Here is an 18,105-nt window from a genome sequence, read left to right as displayed (position 1 = left end):
TCGGTATGAACCATTCAGACACTCTCTCGCTTAGCTTAGAACTGTTACAACAACCTTCTGTTACTCCTATTGATCATACATGCCAAACCATCATGGCAGACCGTTTAGCCAAAATTGGTTTTCATATTGAACCGATGCGTTTTGGTGAAGTTGACAATCTTTGGGCGCGTCGCGGAACTGAAGAACCTGTATTTTGTTTTGCCGGTCATACTGACGTAGTTCCGACAGGCAAGTTAGAAGCATGGAATTCAGATCCGTTTGCACCTGAAATTCGCGATGGAAAATTATATGGTCGTGGTTCGGCCGATATGAAAACAGCACTTGCAGCTATGGTCGTTGCATCTGAACGTTTTGTCGCAAAACATCCTGATCACAAGGGTTCGATTGCTTTTCTAATTACTTCTGATGAAGAAGGACCTGCTATTAACGGTACGGTTAAAGTGATTGAGACTCTTGAAAAACGTAACGAAAAGATGACATGGTGTTTGGTAGGCGAACCTTCTAGTACTCATAAATTGGGTGATATTGTTAAAAATGGTCGTCGTGGTTCACTTAATGCCGTATTAAAAGTTCAAGGTAAGCAAGGTCATGTGGCTTACCCACATTTGGCGCGTAATCCGATTCATGAAGCATCACCAGCTTTAGCAGAACTGTGCCAAACTGTTTGGGATAATGGAAATGAATATTTCCCAGCAACATCATTTCAGATTTCAAATATTCATGCTGGCACTGGCGCAACAAATGTCATTCCTGGCGCACTAGAAGTTACTTTTAACTTCCGTTATTCAACAGAAGTAACAGCAGAACAACTTAAACAACGTGTGCATGAGATTTTAGATAAACACGGTTTACAGTACGAAATCGTTTGGAATCTTTCTGGTTTACCATTCCTAACACCTGTGGGTGAACTCGTTAATGCAGCGCAAACTGCTATTTTGAACGTAACGGGTACTGAAACTGAGCTTTCAACGAGTGGCGGTACTTCTGATGGCCGTTTTATTGCTCCAACAGGCGCACAGGTATTGGAATTAGGTGTTCTTAACGCAACAATTCATCAGATTAACGAACATGTTGATGTACAAGACCTTGATCCACTAACTGATATTTATGAACAAATTTTGGAAAATTTGTTAGCTAAGTAAAAATTAAAATCTAATGAATTGAAAAAGCGCCCTTTTTGGGGCGTTTTTTATATTTAAAGTATCAGTACATTCTTTAAAAATTTTAAATATTATTTATATTCAAAAACTAGAAAATTAGTTTTAATATAAAGAGCTTAAAAAGCTGCTTTTGAATTCTTATCTATCCATTGCAATATAGTTGGCCAGACTTCTTTAGCAGCATTTTGGCTAAGTACAATTCGACTATGAGAATAATTTTCTAAGTTACTATTGGAATAGCCAAATTCTCGAAATATATTATTTTCATTTTCAAAAGCTTGCAAATACTTATAACATCCTTTAGCAGGGGCAATAAATTTATCGCCAGTCCCGCAAATAGAATATATTGGAACTCTAATAGAGCTCATAAATTTTTTATAATCTATATCTTTAAATTCACTTATAAAATTTTCCTTTAAGTTCCAATTAAACCATGGACGCATCGTGTAATAGGTTTCATTTATTCGCCCCAACTTAAATTTATTAGCAGGAATCTGACCTAGACCTTTTACAACTAATTTTGCAGAAAACAATTTAATAAAATCAAAGGAATTATTTACTGCTCCAAATGCTTGGCAAGCAATAAAAGTAATACTTTGAATATTTTTTAAATATTCAGGATAATTAATTAAGAACATGGTTAAGCATAGCCCTCCACCACTGTGTGTTACACAGTGCAAGGAAGTTATATTAAAATTATGGTAAATATAATGAAATGCAGTTTTATATTCATATAATGCAACAGTTTCAAAATTAAATGGTATATCTGTTTTTGGGCTAGTACCATGCCCTCGCCACTCTAAAATAAAACAAATATAACCATGATTTGCCAAATAATCTGCAATGCCTATACAAACAGTTTTATCCGAAAATGCACCATGAGATAAGAAAATTGCTTCTTTTTTTATTAGAGAATTATTTCTTTTAGAAATTTCCCATAAAGCAAATTCACCCTGATCATCTGTTTCTAAAATATGTAGCTCTTTATGAATTGACATTTATTTTCTGCTATAGAAGATTTTATTCTAGGTTATTTTGCTATGATTAATATGACAAAGTAAGTTCCTCCTTTAACTATATTTTTAATTTATCTCCTTTTAAAATTCAGTATGAGGCTTTATTAAAAGTAAATATTAGTAATTTCTTATATTTTAGCATTTGGAATACATATAAAATATAAATTTGCGATATAAATAAAGCAAGCGCTTCAATGATTTTTAAAATAAATTTATATTCTCTAAAAGAATTTTACCTATTTTTTATAAAAAAAGAACTCAAAATGAGTTCCTTTTTTATAGATTCTATAGGTGAAGAGAATCTTGAATATATTGCAAATTAGGAACATGGTAGCGTTGATTGTCCATACGAATATATTTAAATACAGTTGGGTGCTGTAAAGACTCTTGTATATCGTCATTTTCATCTACGACTTCAGAAATACGCAGACGAACTGAAACTGGCATCGATTTACAGATGAGTGCAAAACGTTGGCTGATATCTTCGCTTTCAATGACTAAAGCTACTGCTCGAGAATCTATTTCGTTGTGAACCGAATAAACAGGGAGTTTTACATCATGCCATTCAATATGCTTGATACTGTTTTTAACATCCATAGCAGATAACACTATATTTTGCGGCAATAGCATCGGCACTTGCTGATGACACTCGATAATATATGCATCAATAAAACCAGTTGAGACAGTAATTAAATGCTGAAGCTCTTGCTGGTCCATTTCATTAATTAAGGATGTACTTATATTACTTTTCATTAGGCAAGTCTCCCTTCAAATGTCATGAATAACGCATCAATATTGTGAAGTAAGTCTTCTTCTTGGAAAGGTTTACCCATGTATTGGTTCACACCTAAAGTAAATGCTCGTTCACGGTGTTTTTCACCAGTTCGTGATGTAATCATAATCACTGGTATATCTTGATGTAGATCATGATGTCGAACGAGATTAAGTACCTCAAAGCCATCCATTCGTGGCATTTCAATATCAAGTAACATGAGATCTGGTTTAATATTTTCCAATTGCTCAATCGCATCAACCCCATCTTTAGCTGTGACTACATCATAGCCCTGACGTTCAAGTAATCGAGACGTCACCTTACGTACAGTTACCGAGTCATCTACAATCATGATAAGACGTCGTTCGTCAGACTCGCGTTGTCTATAGATAGTTTCATTAAGCGATTTATGTCGGCGAGTAGATTGAATTTGGCGAGCAATATTTTGTCCATCTAAAATTAGACAAACTTGACCATCACCTAAAATAGTTGCTCCTGCAATCGCACCAATGCTAGAGAATTGTTGTCCTATTGGCTTAACTACAATCTGTGCACGTGAGCCAATCAGTTGGTCAATTAATAATGCAACGGTTTGTCCATTACTTGCCTTAATCATTAATACTGGTAATGAATACATCATTCCACTTAAGCGCGGAATTGGTTGGTTACCAACAAACTCAGATAAATAACGTAATGGATAACGCTTATTTTCAAATTCAAAGAACTCTTGTGCACTTCCGAAATATTGTTCTAATGATGCTGGTGAAACTCGTACAATTCGATCAATCTGAGCCAGTGGGATTGCAAATTGCTGATCAGCAACTTTAACCATTAAAGCATCACTAACAGCTACTGTCGTTGGAACACGTATAGTAAAGACAGTTCCCTGCCCATATACAGAGTCGACACTCACATGGCCACCTAAGGCCTTAATATCACTTTGCACGACATCCAGCCCTACGCCACGACCTGAGATCTGAGTCACTTGATCGGCTGTACTTAAACCAGGATGGAAAATTAGCTGTAAAATATCTTGATGTTCTAATACTTGCTCTGGATTAATCAAACCAGACATTAACGCCTTTTGACGAACCTTCTCGATATCAATACCTTGCCCATCATCCTTAAATGTAACTACAACATCTGTACCTTGACGATGAATATTGAGTTCAATACGTCCCGTTTCTGGTTTTTTAGCTTGTTCACGTTGCGCACGGTCTTCTAGTCCATGGTCAATTGCGTTTCTAAGCATGTGCTCAAGTGGCGTAACCAAACGTTCTAACATTGTCCGGTCCAGCTCGCCTTCTGTATTATTAACAAAAAGCTCTGCTGGTCGATTTAACGCGGTAGAAGTCTGCCTCACAATTCTTTGCAGACGAGGCAACAATCGAGAAAATGGTACTAAGCGTGTTCGCATAAGACCTTCTTGAATTTCAGCCTGAATACGCGATTGCTGTACCAATAAACCTTCGGTGTCTCTGATCTTTTCAGATAGTGTATTTTTAAAATCTACTAAATCCGATGCAGACTCGGCAAGAGACTTTGATAACTGATTTAATGAAGAATATTGGTCCATCTCTAAAGGATCAAATTCCGTATAACGTGAGTTCTCAATACCGTGTTTTGCAATAATTTGGGTTTCTAATTCGCCTTCCATTCGACGCAACTGATCTGCAAGTCGCTGAATAGCCAATTCCATTTCCGCTAAGGTATGACCAAATTGGCTTAAATCCATTTCAATTCGCGAACGGTTAATCGAATTTTCACCAGACAGATCAATCATTTTTTCAATTAAATCTGCCGAGACTCGAATCATCTCATTATTTTGATCAAGGCGTTGTGCTTGTTCCCATTCACCCATCATTGGCGGTGGTTCTGTACCGTCACCTTGCACAAAACTCATTACAGGTTCCGTGCTGAATAGATCAGTTCTAGTTAACTTACTAGGAATTTGAATTGCTGTTTCAATGAACTGGATATTTTCCAGACTTTGTTGTAAACCATCGAAGTGTTGATAATTTTGTTTAAAAATTGCCTCTTTTAACCAGACAATTGCACTCTCTAATAAGTTGTCATAAATATTTGAGCTGAAATGATGAAGCGCAAATTGTTCAAAAGCATTCTCAAGTTGATAAGCAATCGCTTGCACGGTTTCAAGTCCCAACATACGGGAACCGCCTTTCAGGCTGTGCACTGCCCTTTGTAGTTGAAGCAAGATACTACGGTTAGTACGTTGCTCGAACCATTGTTTTAATAAGTGATCGGCCAACTCTAATAGTTCGGCCGCCTCCTCCATGAATGTCTGCTCGACAACAGTATTAATATCTTGATCTAGGATACTTTCTGTATGATCGTGATCAACATAAAGAACTTGTAATTCGGTTTGCTCAACAAGTTGATTATTAGATTCAGTAATCTGCTCAGAACCAGAAGTTAACTCACTGAAGCTTAATGCTGTATTATTTATCGCTTCTTGTTGTAATACTTCAAAATTTAATTCAGGTATAACATACGTTTCAGGTTCTGTTTTGCTCTCTTTAATATGAGAATCAAATACCTGACCTGCATTTTTAAGTGCTTGAATAGTATGAGAAGCAGCATAATCTAGGTGCTGTTCACGTACTATTTGCAGACGGTCAGCCAAGTCATCTTGAACTAGTCGAATAAAATCAATGAGAGCAGACGAAGCTACCAACTGTTTTTGAATTAAACGCTCATAAATACTTTCTAACTCATGTGCAATTAAACCAATATAAGTTGCCTGAATCATATTTGCCCCACCTTTTAAGGTATGCAAATAACGCATCAGATTATTGAGAGCGGCAAAGTTTTCTTGATCATTAACCCAAAGATTAAGATCTGTATCCATTCCCTCAAGCAACTCATCGGCTTCTTCAAGAAAAATATCTAAAAGATCTGGATCAAAATGACGGTTTACATGCTCAGATGAAATGAATTGTCGATCTAGTTGTACACTCTGCCCTATGGTGACCTGATCAGTGAATACATTTTCTATCAGAGGATCATTCGCTGTTTGTTCAACTTCAGCATTAAACAATGGTTCAAAAACGTCTTGATGAGTTTCTAATGATTCGGAATTAAGATTTGGAATATATTGAGTATATAGTTTTAGCTCGTCCAAGACATTTTGGTGTTGCTCAATAATACTTACTCTTTGTCCTGCGGCTAATGCATCAAATAACTGAATTAATTGTTGGTGCGCTTTTTGATAAATTTCAAAAACATAATCTGATTGCAATAAGTCAGGTCGATCAAGCAATATGTCGTAGCTTTCTTTCAACTGGTTAGTATATTCATATAAACCAATCATTGCCTGCGATTGAGTATGTTGCAGCAAAACATCTGCTTGTTCACTTAAACGTTCAAGATAATGAGGAAACTCTGTACGTATACCCTTCTCAAAATCTAACTCCGCATCAAGTAATTCAGCAACATCTAGCTGTAACAGCTGAGACACTAAACCATGTGGAGGCATGAGTGGGCTCGAATGCTCACCATGCTGCTCCATGTAAGCATCCCAAACCTGATTAAATTTTTGTAGATCAGATTCCAATTGCTCAGTAGAGCAATGTGAAGCCAATAGATCTAAACTATTTCGAATAAACTGACGATAATCACGGAGTAATGAAATTTCTTCAGAATGAGAAGAAAGCTCTTCTTGTAATAGTATTTTAAATAAATGCTCAACTTTGGTACTGGCTTCAAAGATTGGTTCTACATGAGCCATGGCAGAGCTGCCACGTAATGTATGTAACGCACGTATTAAAGCATTATAACTTTCATGCTGATGTATTTCTTTTTCCAAAAACTGATCAATTGTCGCTAAGTGCTCTTCTGCTTCTTCCATAAATAAAATTAAGGTTTCAGCAAGAGTCTGTTCAGTTTCTATAGCAACTTCTGGAGTCGAAATAGTTAAAACTTCTGTTGATTCTGGTTCTAAGTCATTTGTTTCTAAACCAGTTTGAGTTTCAGCAGTAAGAATATCTGATAATAATAAAAGTTTGTCTAACGCGGGTTCTATACTTTGCTGTTGTTGTAATTGTTGTCCCAATAAAATGAGGGGCCTAAAGTCTAAGGTATGATCTTTTTTAGATTTGAAGTCATCTACTAACTTAAAGAAATAGAACTTAAATACCAACTGAACATATTGTTGGATGTCAGGAGTTAATCCGAGACTCTGATTGATTACCCGATTAAGCGTATCTTCTACAGTCCAAGCAAGCTCAGCAGAAGATTTGGCACCAATCATTCGCCCAGAACCTTTCAATGTATGAAAATGACGGCGGATTTCAGTAAGCGTAGCAATATTTTTAGATTGCATCCATTCGTGAATCAAAGATTGTAATTCAACAAAAATTTCTTCAATTTCTTCGACAAATATTTCAAGAAATTCATCGTCTTGTTGAGGGTAGCTATCTTCCGGTAGCATCATTGCTTCAGTTAAAGTTTTTAATATTTCTTTCATAGCAAAGGCTTCTTTTGCTTGTCTCCAAAATGGAGAAAAACGACAGAGTCAACACCAGAAAAATAGCTGTTTCCCCAATATTTATCTGGTGTTGTTAATACTTTTTAGAAGAATAGCGGTACAGAAACAGCTATTCTCATCCCCAATTTAATCAGGTAATTTAAAGTCCGTTACCGATTCACGTAATGACTCTGCCATGTTTGCTAGTTCAGAAACAGACCGTGCTGTATCAAAGGTTGCAGTTGTCGTTTGTGAAGTAATTTCTTGTACGACTGTCATGGTAGTAGCAATGTGGCTGGCAGATGCGGATTGAAGTTTTGCTGCATCAGAAATGCTGGCAATTAAGTTTGCTAAGTCACCCGATACTTTTTGAATTTCATCCAAGGCAATACCCGCGTCTTTTGCCAAGTTTGCACCCCGCACAACTTCTGTGGTGGTTTGTTCCATCGAAATAACAGCTTCATTTGTATCGGTCTGAATTGTTTTAACCAGAGTTTCGATCTGTTTAGTTGCCGATGCAGAACGCTCTGCAAGACGCTGTACTTCGTCAGCAACTACGGCGAAACCACGACCTGCTTCACCAGCCATAGATGCTTGAATTGCTGCGTTTAATGCAAGAATGTTAGTTTGGTCGGCAATATCGTTAATGAGCGATACGATGTTACCAATTTCTTGTGAAGACTCACCCAGTCGCTTAATACGTTTAGACGTTTCTTGAATCTGTTCACGGATTGTGTCCATACCTTCAATTGAACGGTTTACCACTTGCGCACCATTAGAGGCAATTTGTACCGAACGCTCTGCTACCTCAGCAGACTCAGATGCATTTGAAGATACTTGGTCAATCGATTGCGCCATTTCATTCATTGCTGTTGATGCACCAGCAATTTCTTGAGCCTGATGCTCAGACGCCTCTGCTAATTGGTTCGTAATACTCTGCGTATCTTGCGTATAGCGAGCAACTTCTTGAGAGGTTTCATGAATACGGGATACAAGGTCACGTAGTTGGTCAATCGCAAAGTTAATCGAGTCGGCAATCGCTCCCGTAAAATCCTCAGATACGGTTGCATATGAACGTAAGTCACCATCTGCAAGATCGGCGATTTCATCAAGTAAACGTAAAATCGCGTTTTGGTTACGGTCATATTCGTCTTGTAATCGAGTAACACGTTGCTTATCCATCACACTACGTAATGTGATCAATTTAAATACTGAGAAGATTAAGCCTGCTAAAGAACTGATTAGCACCGCGCCTAACAATAAAGTAAGCCAGTTCTTTCTTGCTACATCAGATAAATGCCCCAAGTTATCTAACATCACATCTGATTTAGAGAAGATCTGAGAAGATGCCTGACGAACATTGACGATCTGGTTACCATTTTTTAATACCGTGGCAGCAGCAGATTTTAAGACTTTGTCATATTCAGATTTAATACTTTCTAATGATTCACGTAATGCTGGATCTGCAATACGATCAACACCCAATTCAGCATTACCATTAAGTTCAGCATTTAAATACGTACCAAACGTATCAATGTCTACACCAAAATCGCTAGTCGATACATTACCATCGGTACCACTTAATACCGAGTTAATAGAACGTAAAATACGTTCGGCAATAAACACCTGGTTTTTAGCAATAATTACCTGACTACTTGGCAAACCTTGACGCGCCATTTGGTCAACCATCAAGTTATATTCTGCCTGAATCTCAGGAACGGTTTCGCTAATAGAGATGTTAGTGTCATATAGCTGGTTAAGGACTTTTTGATGTGCTGAAATCAAATCGATGTTTTTTGAAAGTTCAGTCCACATAACTTGAACTTTTTGATATTCATCAGTCGATTTACCGTGAATATTTTCAATCTCAAGTAAGTTTTCATTAAAGTCTTTTTGAGACTGCTGTAGCTTGGTGATTGCCTCTTGAGAGCCAGACTCAGTTGCTTCAGTTGCTTGTTTAGAAATCGTTTGAGATAACAAACGTAACTCACCGAGACTTCGAATTAACTGGTTATGACGTGGTACGTTATAGAACAGATAGGCTAGAGAAACTAATGCAAGCACAAAACATAAAAGTGCTGCATATAGGATTGGCTTGGACTTTTCACTTTCCCCAAATAAACTGGCAAACTGCTCAATTTTTGACTGGATTGTTGCAATAAAATTGACACCCGATTTTTCGGACGTAACCCGACTACTGCCTTTCTTTTTAAGCTTAAAGCCCATAGCTTTTCCCCAGAAAAATACTCTGTTTTCACAGCGTAAAAATTAGTTTATAAATTTTGTCGATGCATTCATGTAATGTGGGTTTTGCAATAAACGACTAAATAAAAAGACATGCCAATGCTGGTTATGTTGATGAAAATAACCTTGGCAATATTCTTTTAGATTTTCCTCTAAGTCTAAGCTTTGAGAAAAAAAGCTTTTTTTATTAAAGTGCTGAATCCCCAAAACCTGATCCACGACCAACCCCACATACTGGTCGCGATGGCTAATACACAATACTTTTTGAGTTGACGAAAATGAACTTCGTTGCCCTAAAATAAAATGCGCCAAATCAGACACTGAAAGTAGTCTTCCTCGAATATTTGCCAATCCCTTTACCCAACTTTGGGTATTTGGAACTGGTGTATATTTTGGTGGATAGATTACTTCTGACACTTCCCCAAGTGGTGCGACGAAGTATTGCCCTCTCATTTCAAAAGCAATTCCTGACCATCGCTGTGCTTCATTTTGAACTGAAGCGTAATTCTTATTACCCCGTTTAGACAAACGAAGTAACTCGATAAATCCATTCGCTGCCATACTCGATCCTATAAAACGGGTACAAAATGCCCGTTATTTATGTTTTTATGGATGGATGAGTTAATTTAGAAATTGTTTAATTACATCAATCAATTGATTTTCTTCGATTGGCTTAATCAAATAATCGATTGCGCCTTGACGCTTGCCCCATACACGGTCAGTTGCCTGATCTTTAGTACTCACAATCACAACAGGGATATGCTTAGTGTCTTCATCACGAGTAATCTGACGTGTTGCCTGAAAACCATTTACACCCGGCATTACAACATCCATCAATACAAGATCTGGTTGCTCTGCTTTTGCAAGAGTTACACCATCTGCACCATTTGATGCTTCAAGCACGTCATAACCATGTTTGGTTAGGATTTCTTTAAAACGAAAAGTTTCTGTTGGTGAATCATCTACAATGAGAATACGTGCCATTTGTTTGCCCTCAAATTATTGTTTATGAACTTACATGATTACGAATCGCGTTTAACAATTCATCTTTGCTAAAAGGTTTCGTCAAGTATTCATCTGAACCTACCACACGCCCTTTTGCCTGATCAAATAAACCATCTTTACTAGAGAGCATGATAACGGGAATGTTCTGATAATTTTGAGAGTTTTTTATCAAAGCACAAGTTTGATAACCATCTAAACGAGGCATCATGATATCGACAAAAACAATATCCGGATTTGCTTCTGCAATTTTGGACAAAGCTTCAAATCCATCCACAGCAGTAATCACTTCACAGCCTTCACGCTGTAATAAGGTTTCTGCTGTACGGCGAATGGTTTTTGAGTCATCAATCACCATTACTTTCAGATTTTGGAATGCATCTTCCATTTAATCTTCCATCCCCATAAAAATAAAATATAAATGCAATTTAACTTAAATTTGTTTTTACACATTTATACGCATTTTTAACATATCTCACCTTCTATTTTCAATGAGGCATTTTTGTCTACTTTCTCATTTATAAACAATAACTTTTAACCTCATCACACTTTAATTAAAATTATCATTTTTTTTATAATGACTATATTTTTATTCAGCTAAATAATAATTAATATAATGAAGATTAAATATTTAAAAATAAGTGACTTAGCTATCTTTTTTGGGGATTTTCAATGAATGACAGGATGAAATATGCCTTTTACAGGAACTGTTTGTCTGTATCTATAGGCATTATTTCCTTCGGATCACTCTTTTTCTTACCCTCTGGTGTTGCTCTTGCCGATACGCCTAAAGCGGTTTGGTACCGTTATTATGATCAACATGGTATTGCCAATATTAGTACATCGGTTACACCTGCTCATATTCGTTATGGTTATGAAGCTCTAGATCGTAATATGCAAGTGATAAAAAGAAACCATTCTTATAATGCTGAAGCTGATTTAAATCAATCAAGTCAACGAGCATTACTAGCGCGACATAAAGAACAAGATATCAAATTAAAAAAAGCTTATAGCAATAGTAAGACAGCTTCGATTAAAAGAGATCAGGCATTAGTGTCTATAAAAAAGCAAATTAATTATCAACAGGAACAACTTAATCAATTACAACAAGACAAAATTTTATTTAAGCGTCAGGAAATGGAGTATTTCAGAAAAGGAGAACCGATTCCTGAGCGTCATAAGGCGTTGATTGAAAACAATCTAAATAATATTAATCGGGTTAAACAAACACTTGAAACACTTTCCAAGACCTATAACCGAACCAACAATGAGTATGAAAATATTATCGATCGTTTAAAAAAGCTTGAATAACTGCAAAGGTTTATCAAGAATAGGGGCAAAATAAAATTTGAATTATAGGATGATGCTGTATGCACACAATGCATCTCACCCCTTCTACTTTTTTTAAACTGAGTATTATTAGTTTATGTTTAATTTTAGCTGCATGTAATCAGCAAGAAACAACTCAAACCTCAGCCTCAGCTCCTGTAAAAATTGAGCTTATTCCTCAAGATCTTATTGCAGTTAAAGAAGGAGCTCTTGATTCTCAAACTGCATTTACAGGAACTATTCGTGCGGTTCAGCAAAGTTCCATTCAGGCGCAAGTAAGCGCAACAGCGACGAATGTCACTGCAAATGTGGGACAACAGGTACAAAAAGGCCAAGTTCTGGTGAGATTGAATAATCAGGACAATGTTGCACGATTAGCGCAAGCACGCGCCAACCTTGCATCAGCTCAGTCACAAGCTGAACTTGCTCGTAATTTGATGAACCGAAAACAAAGATTATTTAATCAAGGTTTTATTGCTCGTGTCGAGTTTGAACAAAGTCAGGTTGACTATAAAGGCCAGCTTGAAAGTGTAAAAGCACAACAAGCGAATGTTGATATTGCTAAAAAAGCGGATCAAGACGGAATTATTACTAGTCCAATTTCAGGTGTGATTACTAAACGCCAAGTTGAACCTGGCCAAACTGTTTCAGTTGGACAAACACTATTTGAAATCGTAAATCCTGATCAACTTGAAATACAGGCCAAGTTGCCAATTGAACAGCAATCTGCGCTTAAGATCGGTAGTAACATTCAATATCAAATTCAGGGCAATTCTAAACAACTAAATGCAACGCTTACTCGCATTTCACCTGTTGCCGATCAAGACAGTCGACAAATTGAGTTCTTTGCTGCCCCTAAAGAAAAAATTGACTCGTTAAGTATTGGAGCTTTCATTAATGGAAACATTTTGCGCAATGACACTCATCAAGGCCAAACTATTCCTTTAGACAGCATTCAAAATATACAACATGACCCGTTTGTATGGGTAATACGCAATCACACCATTCAAAAAGTTAAAATTCGGGTGGTTGAACAGCGTTATAACGACAATATTGCTTTAGTCGAAGGTTTACAAAGCACAGATCTGGTCAGCCGTATTCAATTTGAAGATTCCGACATTAATAAAAAAGTGACGGTTACAACCGACAAAAATAAATAAGGTAGCAAATAGCGTATGTGGTTTACTCGAATCAGTGTGAAATACCCCGTTTTTACCATTATGATGATGCTTAGCTTAATGGTACTCGGGTTGGCATCTTGGAAACGTATGACTGTCGAAGAGTTTCCGAATATAGATTTCCCATTCGTAGTAGTCACTACACAATATGCGGGTGCATCACCAGAAGCGGTTGAGTCAGATATAACAAAAAAACTTGAAGATCAAATTAATACTATTTCAGGAATTAAACAGATTACCTCACGCTCAAGTGAAGGCCTTTCAATGGTGATTGCCGAGTTTAATCTTGATACTTCTTCGGCGATTGCTGCTCAGGATGTTCGTGACAAAATTGCACCCGTCACAGCGCAGTTCCGTGATGAAATTGATACACCGATTGTGCAACGCTATGACCCCTCTTCTAGTCCAATCATGTCAGTCGTATTTGAATCAAACAGCATGAGTTTGGCGCAATTAAGTTCCTATGTAGATAAAAAAATCGTACCTCAGCTTAAAACGGTTTCGGGTGTCGGTAATGTGAATTTATTGGGCGACGCTAAACGGCAAATACGAATAAAGGTTATTCCTGCACAATTGCAAAGCTACGGCATTGGTATTGATCAAGTCATTAACACTTTAAAAAATGAAAATATTGAAGTCCCTGCAGGGACCTTACAACAAAAAAACTCTGAACTAGTTGTACAGATTCAATCGAAAGTTATTCATCCCCTTGCATTTGGTGATTTGGTCATTGCCAATAAAAATGGCTCACCCATTTTTTTAAAGCAAGTAGCAAGTGTTGAGGACACACAAGCCGAACTACAATCGAGTGCCTTTTATAATGGAAGAACTGCGGTCTCAGTAGATATCTTAAAAAGTTCCGATGCCAATGTCATTAAAGTCGTCGATCAGACTTATCAAACGTTAGAGAAATTAAAAGATCAAATGCCTGCGGGTTTAGATTACAAAGTCGTAGCTGATAGCTCTAAAGGTATTCGCGCTTCAATCAAAGATGTTGTTCGAACCATTATTGAAGGTGCTGCTTTAGCAGTTCTCATTGTTTTACTCTTTTTAGGCTCTTTCCGCTCTACAGTTATTACTGGTCTAACCTTACCGATTACCTTGCTCGGAACCTTAACTTTTATCTGGGCATTTGGGTTTAGCATTAACATGATGACGCTGTTAGCTTTATCACTCAGTATTGGTTTACTCATTGATGATGCAATTGTAGTTCGGGAAAATATCGTCCGACATACTGAACTGGGCAAAGACCATGTGACCGCTGCTCTTGAAGGGACAAAAGAAATTGGTTTAGCAGTACTCGCAACCACGCTTACTATTGTGGCAGTCTTTCTACCCGTAGCCTTCATGGGGGGACTGATTGGACGTTTCTTTTATCAATTTGGTGTAACGGTCAGTACAGCTGTTTTAATTTCAATGTTTATTAGCTTTACGCTCGATCCAATGCTTTCAGCTCATTGGAAAGATCCTGTAAAGAAAAAAGATAATTGGCTACAACGTTTTTTTAACCATATTTCTAATTTGCTAGATCGGCTTACTCATGTTTATGAAAAGCTATTAAAGCTTGCTCTACGCTTCCGTTTAATCACGGTTATTGTTGCAATCGCTTCATTATTTGCTGCATTAGGGCTATCGAAACTGATTGGAACCGAATTTGTACCTACACCAGATAAAGGTGAAGTCCGTATCCAGTTCGAGACTCCTGTAGATTCTTCTTTAGAATATACCCAAGCCAAATTACATCAGGTCGATCAAATTATTAGACAATTCCCCGATGTCGTTTCTACTTATGGTGTGGTTAACAGTGAAGTAGACTCTGGTAAAAACCATGCTGGTTTAGGGGTGACCTTAAAGCCAAAACAAGAACGTAGCTCAGATCTGAATACACTCAATAATGAGTTCCGTGATCGTTTGCAAACTGTAGCGGGTATTCGAGTAACTTCTGTTGCCGCAGCACAAGACTCTGTCTCTGGCGGACAAAAGCCAATCATGATTTCTATTAAAGGATCTGACCTAAATGAACTACAAAAAATTTCAGATCGCTTTATTGCTGAAATGGAAAAAATTAAAGGCGTAGTTGATTTAGAAAGTTCATTGAAAGAACCCAAACCTACTTTGGGTGTTCATATTAATCGCGTGCTAGCAAGTGATTTGGGCTTATCTGTTTCCCAAATTGCGAATGCCATTCGACCATTAATTGCGGGCGATAATGTCACCACTTGGGAAGATCGTGACGGCGAAACTTATGATGTAAATTTACGTTTAAATGAAAATAAACGTATGCTTCCGCAAGATGTACAAAATTTATATATCAACTCTAATAAAACCAATGCAGCTGGACAAAATATATTAGTTCCATTGAGTGCCGTCGCAACGATCAAAGAAAAGCTCGGTGCTTCGCAAATTAACAGACGTGATCTTGAACGTGAGGTTCTTATTGAGGCAAATACCTCAGGTCGCCCGAGTGGAGATATTGGTCAAGACATCGACAAAATGCAAAAGGCGTTTAAGCTACCTGCGGGCTATACATTTGATACTCAAGGGGCAAATGCAGACATGGCTGAATCTGCTGGATACGCATTAACTGCCATTACCCTATCGATTGTATTTATTTATATCGTGTTAGGTTCTCAGTTCAATAGCTTTATTCATCCCGCAGCAATTATGGCCTCTTTACCTTTGTCATTGATTGGTGTTTTTCTTGCCCTATTCTTGTTCCAAAGCACCCTAAATCTGTTTTCGATTATTGGTATTATCATGCTGATGGGGCTTGTCACTAAAAATGCGATTTTGCTGATCGATTTTATTAAGAAAGCGATGGATCAGGGTGTGAGCCGTTATGACGCTATTTTACAAGCTGGTAAGACCCGTTTACGTCCAATTTTGATGACCACAAGTGCCATGGTGATGGGAATGGTTCCCTTAGCTTTAGGTCTCGGCGAAGGCGGTGAGCAAAGCGCACCAATGGCTCATGCGGTTATTGGTGGTGTGATAACCTCTACTCTGTTGACTCTTGTGGTTGTACCCGTCATTTTCACTTATCTGGATGACTTGAAAAACTTTATGCTGCGTCAAACACGACGATTCATGTCATAATGCAGCGATTATCGTATAATCTGCGTTTTTATAACGCTTAACTTTTAGGACTTTTTCCATGCGCGCAAGCCGCTTTTTATTTGCAACGTTGAGAGAAACCCCAAATGATGCTGAAGTGATTTCACACCAGCTCATGTTACGTGCGGGGATGATTCGTAAATTGGCATCTGGTTTATATACATGGCTGCCGATGGGAACACGTGTGCTTAAAAAAGTAGATGCGATTGTTCGTGAAGAAATGAACCGTTCAGGCGCAATGGAAGTATTCATGCCCGTGACTCAACCCGCAAGTCTTTGGGAAGAATCAGGTCGATATGAACAATATGGTCCTGAGTTATTACGTTTTAAAGATCGTCATACGAACCCATTTGTACTTGGGCCAACGCATGAAGAAGTTATTACGGATATGGCGCGTAACGAATTAAAAAGTTATAAGCAGCTTCCTGTAAATTTCTATCAAATTCAAACTAAATTCCGTGATGAAATCCGTCCACGTTTTGGTGTAATGCGTTCACGTGAGTTCATCATGAAAGATGCTTATTCTTTCCATGCAACTCAAGAATCATTACAAGAAACTTATGATGTGATGTATGACACATATAGCCGTATTTTCACTCGTTTAGGTTTAGATTTCCGCCCAGTACAAGCAGATACAGGCTCTATTGGTGGTTCAGCTTCACACGAATTCCACGTATTGGCTGCTAGTGGTGAAGATGACATCGCATTTTCAACTGAATCTGATTATGCAGCAAACGTTGAAATGGCTGAGGCTGTTTTAGTGGGTGAACGCGCAGCACCGACACAAGAATTTAAATTGGTTGAAACGCCAAACCAAAAAACGATTGATGATGTTTGCCAATTCTTAAATGCTGATCCAAAGCAATCTGTTAAAGCATTATTGGTTCAAGGCATTGCTGATGAAAAAGGTAATGTTCCTGTCGTTGCTCTATTTGTACGTGGTGACCACGAACTTAATGAGATTAAAGCTGAGAAGCATCCTTTAGTTGCTGCGCCTCTTACTTTTGCAACTGAAGAACAACTTCAAGCATTTGGTTTAACTGCTGGCTTTACAGGTCCACAAGGTTTAGTCGAAAAAGGCTTAACCGTAATTGTTGACCGTGCTGCATCGGTTCTTTCTGACTTCGTTGCTGGTGCAAATGAAGCGGACAAACATGCGGTTGGCGTAAACTGGGAACGTGATGCGCAAATTAGCGAAATTTTTGACTTACGTAATGTGGTTGAAGGCGATCCATCTCCAGATGGCAAAGGTACACTACAAATTAAACGTGGTATCGAAGTAGGTCATATTTTCCAGCTAGGTACTAAATACTCTGAAGCTTTAGGCTGTAAAGTTCTAGGTGAAGATGGCAAACCATTTACAGTAACTATGGGATGCTACGGTATTGGTGTAACGCGTGTTGTTGCAGCTGCAATTGAACAAAACTACGACGACAAAGGTATTATCTGGCCTCAAGCCATTGCACCTTTTGAAATTGCAATTGTTCCAATGAATGCGCACAAATCACCACGTACTCTTGAAGCAGCAGAGTCTCTGTATGCAGAACTTCAAGCTCAAGGTTTTGATGTATTACTTGATGATCGTAACGAACGCCCAGGCGTTAAATTCTCTGACCTTGAATTAATGGGTATTCCGCACCGTATTGTGATTGGTGAAAAAGGTCTTGATGCGGGTACTTTTGAATATAAAGGCCGCCGCGATGCTGAAGCGAGCAATTTAACTAAAGAAGAGCTTTTAGCTAAGTTAGCGCGTTAATGAATACATAAATAAAAAGCAGCTTTTCGAAGCTGCTTTTTTTAACTC

Annotated in this window: 12 protein-coding genes; 5 read left to right on the top strand and 7 right to left on the bottom strand. The window is 37.8% G+C overall.

Annotation, left to right across the window (positions count from 1 at the left end; all coding sequences use genetic code 11):
* Positions 1–5: 5 nt before the first annotated feature.
* The gene (gene dapE, locus AAC388_RS03270) at positions 6–1,142 is read left to right on the top strand and encodes a succinyl-diaminopimelate desuccinylase (protein ID WP_005064372.1); all 1,137 of its coding nucleotides are present in this window, start codon (positions 6–8) and stop codon (positions 1,140–1,142) included.
* A 134-nt stretch (positions 1,143–1,276) separates the two neighbouring features.
* On the opposite strand, the gene AAC388_RS03265 is transcribed toward dapE, so the two are convergent.
* The 7 genes from AAC388_RS03265 to pilG form a co-directional block, all read right to left on the bottom strand.
* Positions 1,277–2,158 (bottom strand): alpha/beta fold hydrolase, encoded by an 882-nt coding sequence (locus tag AAC388_RS03265; RefSeq protein ID WP_068565024.1) that lies wholly within the window; start codon positions 2,156–2,158, stop codon positions 1,277–1,279.
* 303 nt (positions 2,159–2,461) lie between these two features.
* Complete coding sequence (locus AAC388_RS03260; protein WP_342371190.1) at positions 2,462–2,929, bottom strand: hypothetical protein; 468 nt, start codon at positions 2,927–2,929, stop codon at positions 2,462–2,464.
* Entirely contained in the window at positions 2,929–7,434 is a 4,506-nt protein-coding gene (locus tag AAC388_RS03255; RefSeq protein WP_342371189.1) for an Hpt domain-containing protein, read from the bottom strand. The genes AAC388_RS03260 and AAC388_RS03255 overlap by 1 nt, the downstream gene beginning before the upstream one ends.
* A 147-nt stretch (positions 7,435–7,581) precedes the next feature.
* Entirely contained in the window at positions 7,582–9,660 is a 2,079-nt protein-coding gene (locus tag AAC388_RS03250; protein ID WP_032036912.1) for a methyl-accepting chemotaxis protein, read from the bottom strand.
* A 42-nt stretch (positions 9,661–9,702) separates the two neighbouring features.
* Positions 9,703–10,239 (bottom strand): chemotaxis protein CheW, encoded by a 537-nt coding sequence (locus AAC388_RS03245; protein WP_002116439.1) that lies wholly within the window; start codon positions 10,237–10,239, stop codon positions 9,703–9,705.
* A gap of 60 nt (positions 10,240–10,299) precedes the next feature.
* Positions 10,300–10,662, bottom strand: coding sequence for a response regulator (locus AAC388_RS03240; RefSeq protein WP_002116220.1), 363 nt, complete (start codon positions 10,660–10,662; stop codon positions 10,300–10,302).
* A gap of 22 nt (positions 10,663–10,684) precedes the next feature.
* The gene (pilG, locus tag AAC388_RS03235; protein WP_000389061.1) at positions 10,685–11,068 is read right to left on the bottom strand and encodes a twitching motility response regulator PilG; all 384 of its coding nucleotides are present in this window, start codon (positions 11,066–11,068) and stop codon (positions 10,685–10,687) included.
* A gap of 284 nt (positions 11,069–11,352) precedes the next feature.
* Here pilG and AAC388_RS03230 point away from each other — a divergent pair, with 284 nt between their 5' ends.
* The 4 genes from AAC388_RS03230 to AAC388_RS03215 all read left to right on the top strand — a co-directional run bounded on the left by AAC388_RS03230 (position 11,353) and on the right by AAC388_RS03215 (position 18,057).
* Entirely contained in the window at positions 11,353–11,991 is a 639-nt protein-coding gene (locus AAC388_RS03230; RefSeq protein ID WP_213071362.1) for a hypothetical protein, read from the top strand.
* Positions 11,992–12,059: 68 nt separating this feature from the next.
* Positions 12,060–13,169, top strand: coding sequence for an efflux RND transporter periplasmic adaptor subunit (locus AAC388_RS03225; RefSeq protein ID WP_080749841.1), 1,110 nt, complete (start codon positions 12,060–12,062; stop codon positions 13,167–13,169).
* A gap of 15 nt (positions 13,170–13,184) precedes the next feature.
* Positions 13,185–16,283, top strand: a complete 3,099-nt coding sequence (locus AAC388_RS03220; RefSeq protein WP_342371188.1) for an efflux RND transporter permease subunit — start codon at positions 13,185–13,187, stop codon at positions 16,281–16,283.
* 58 nt (positions 16,284–16,341) lie between these two features.
* Complete coding sequence (locus AAC388_RS03215; protein WP_017385897.1) at positions 16,342–18,057, top strand: proline--tRNA ligase; 1,716 nt, start codon at positions 16,342–16,344, stop codon at positions 18,055–18,057.
* The last annotated feature ends 48 nt before the right edge of the window (positions 18,058–18,105 follow it).

This window comes from Acinetobacter sp. D009 (genome assembly GCF_038562025.1).
In the GTDB taxonomy this organism is placed as follows: domain Bacteria; phylum Pseudomonadota; class Gammaproteobacteria; order Pseudomonadales; family Moraxellaceae; genus Acinetobacter; species Acinetobacter pittii.
This window is presented reverse-complemented; position numbering and strand designations above follow the sequence as displayed.

Coding starts and splice junctions, on each gene's coding strand:
- dapE (WP_005064372.1), top strand. CDS start 6: ATGAACCATTCAGACACTCTCTCGCTTAGCTTAGAACTGTTACAACAA.
- AAC388_RS03265 (WP_068565024.1), bottom strand. CDS start 2,158: ATGTCAATTCATAAAGAGCTACATATTTTAGAAACAGATGATCAGGGT.
- AAC388_RS03260 (WP_342371190.1), bottom strand. CDS start 2,929: ATGAAAAGTAATATAAGTACATCCTTAATTAATGAAATGGACCAGCAA.
- AAC388_RS03255 (WP_342371189.1), bottom strand. CDS start 7,434: ATGAAAGAAATATTAAAAACTTTAACTGAAGCAATGATGCTACCGGAA.
- AAC388_RS03250 (WP_032036912.1), bottom strand. CDS start 9,660: ATGGGCTTTAAGCTTAAAAAGAAAGGCAGTAGTCGGGTTACGTCCGAA.
- AAC388_RS03245 (WP_002116439.1), bottom strand. CDS start 10,239: ATGGCAGCGAATGGATTTATCGAGTTACTTCGTTTGTCTAAACGGGGT.
- AAC388_RS03240 (WP_002116220.1), bottom strand. CDS start 10,662: ATGGCACGTATTCTCATTGTAGATGATTCACCAACAGAAACTTTTCGT.
- pilG (WP_000389061.1), bottom strand. CDS start 11,068: ATGGAAGATGCATTCCAAAATCTGAAAGTAATGGTGATTGATGACTCA.
- AAC388_RS03230 (WP_213071362.1), top strand. CDS start 11,353: ATGAATGACAGGATGAAATATGCCTTTTACAGGAACTGTTTGTCTGTA.
- AAC388_RS03225 (WP_080749841.1), top strand. CDS start 12,060: ATGCATCTCACCCCTTCTACTTTTTTTAAACTGAGTATTATTAGTTTA.
- AAC388_RS03220 (WP_342371188.1), top strand. CDS start 13,185: ATGTGGTTTACTCGAATCAGTGTGAAATACCCCGTTTTTACCATTATG.
- AAC388_RS03215 (WP_017385897.1), top strand. CDS start 16,342: ATGCGCGCAAGCCGCTTTTTATTTGCAACGTTGAGAGAAACCCCAAAT.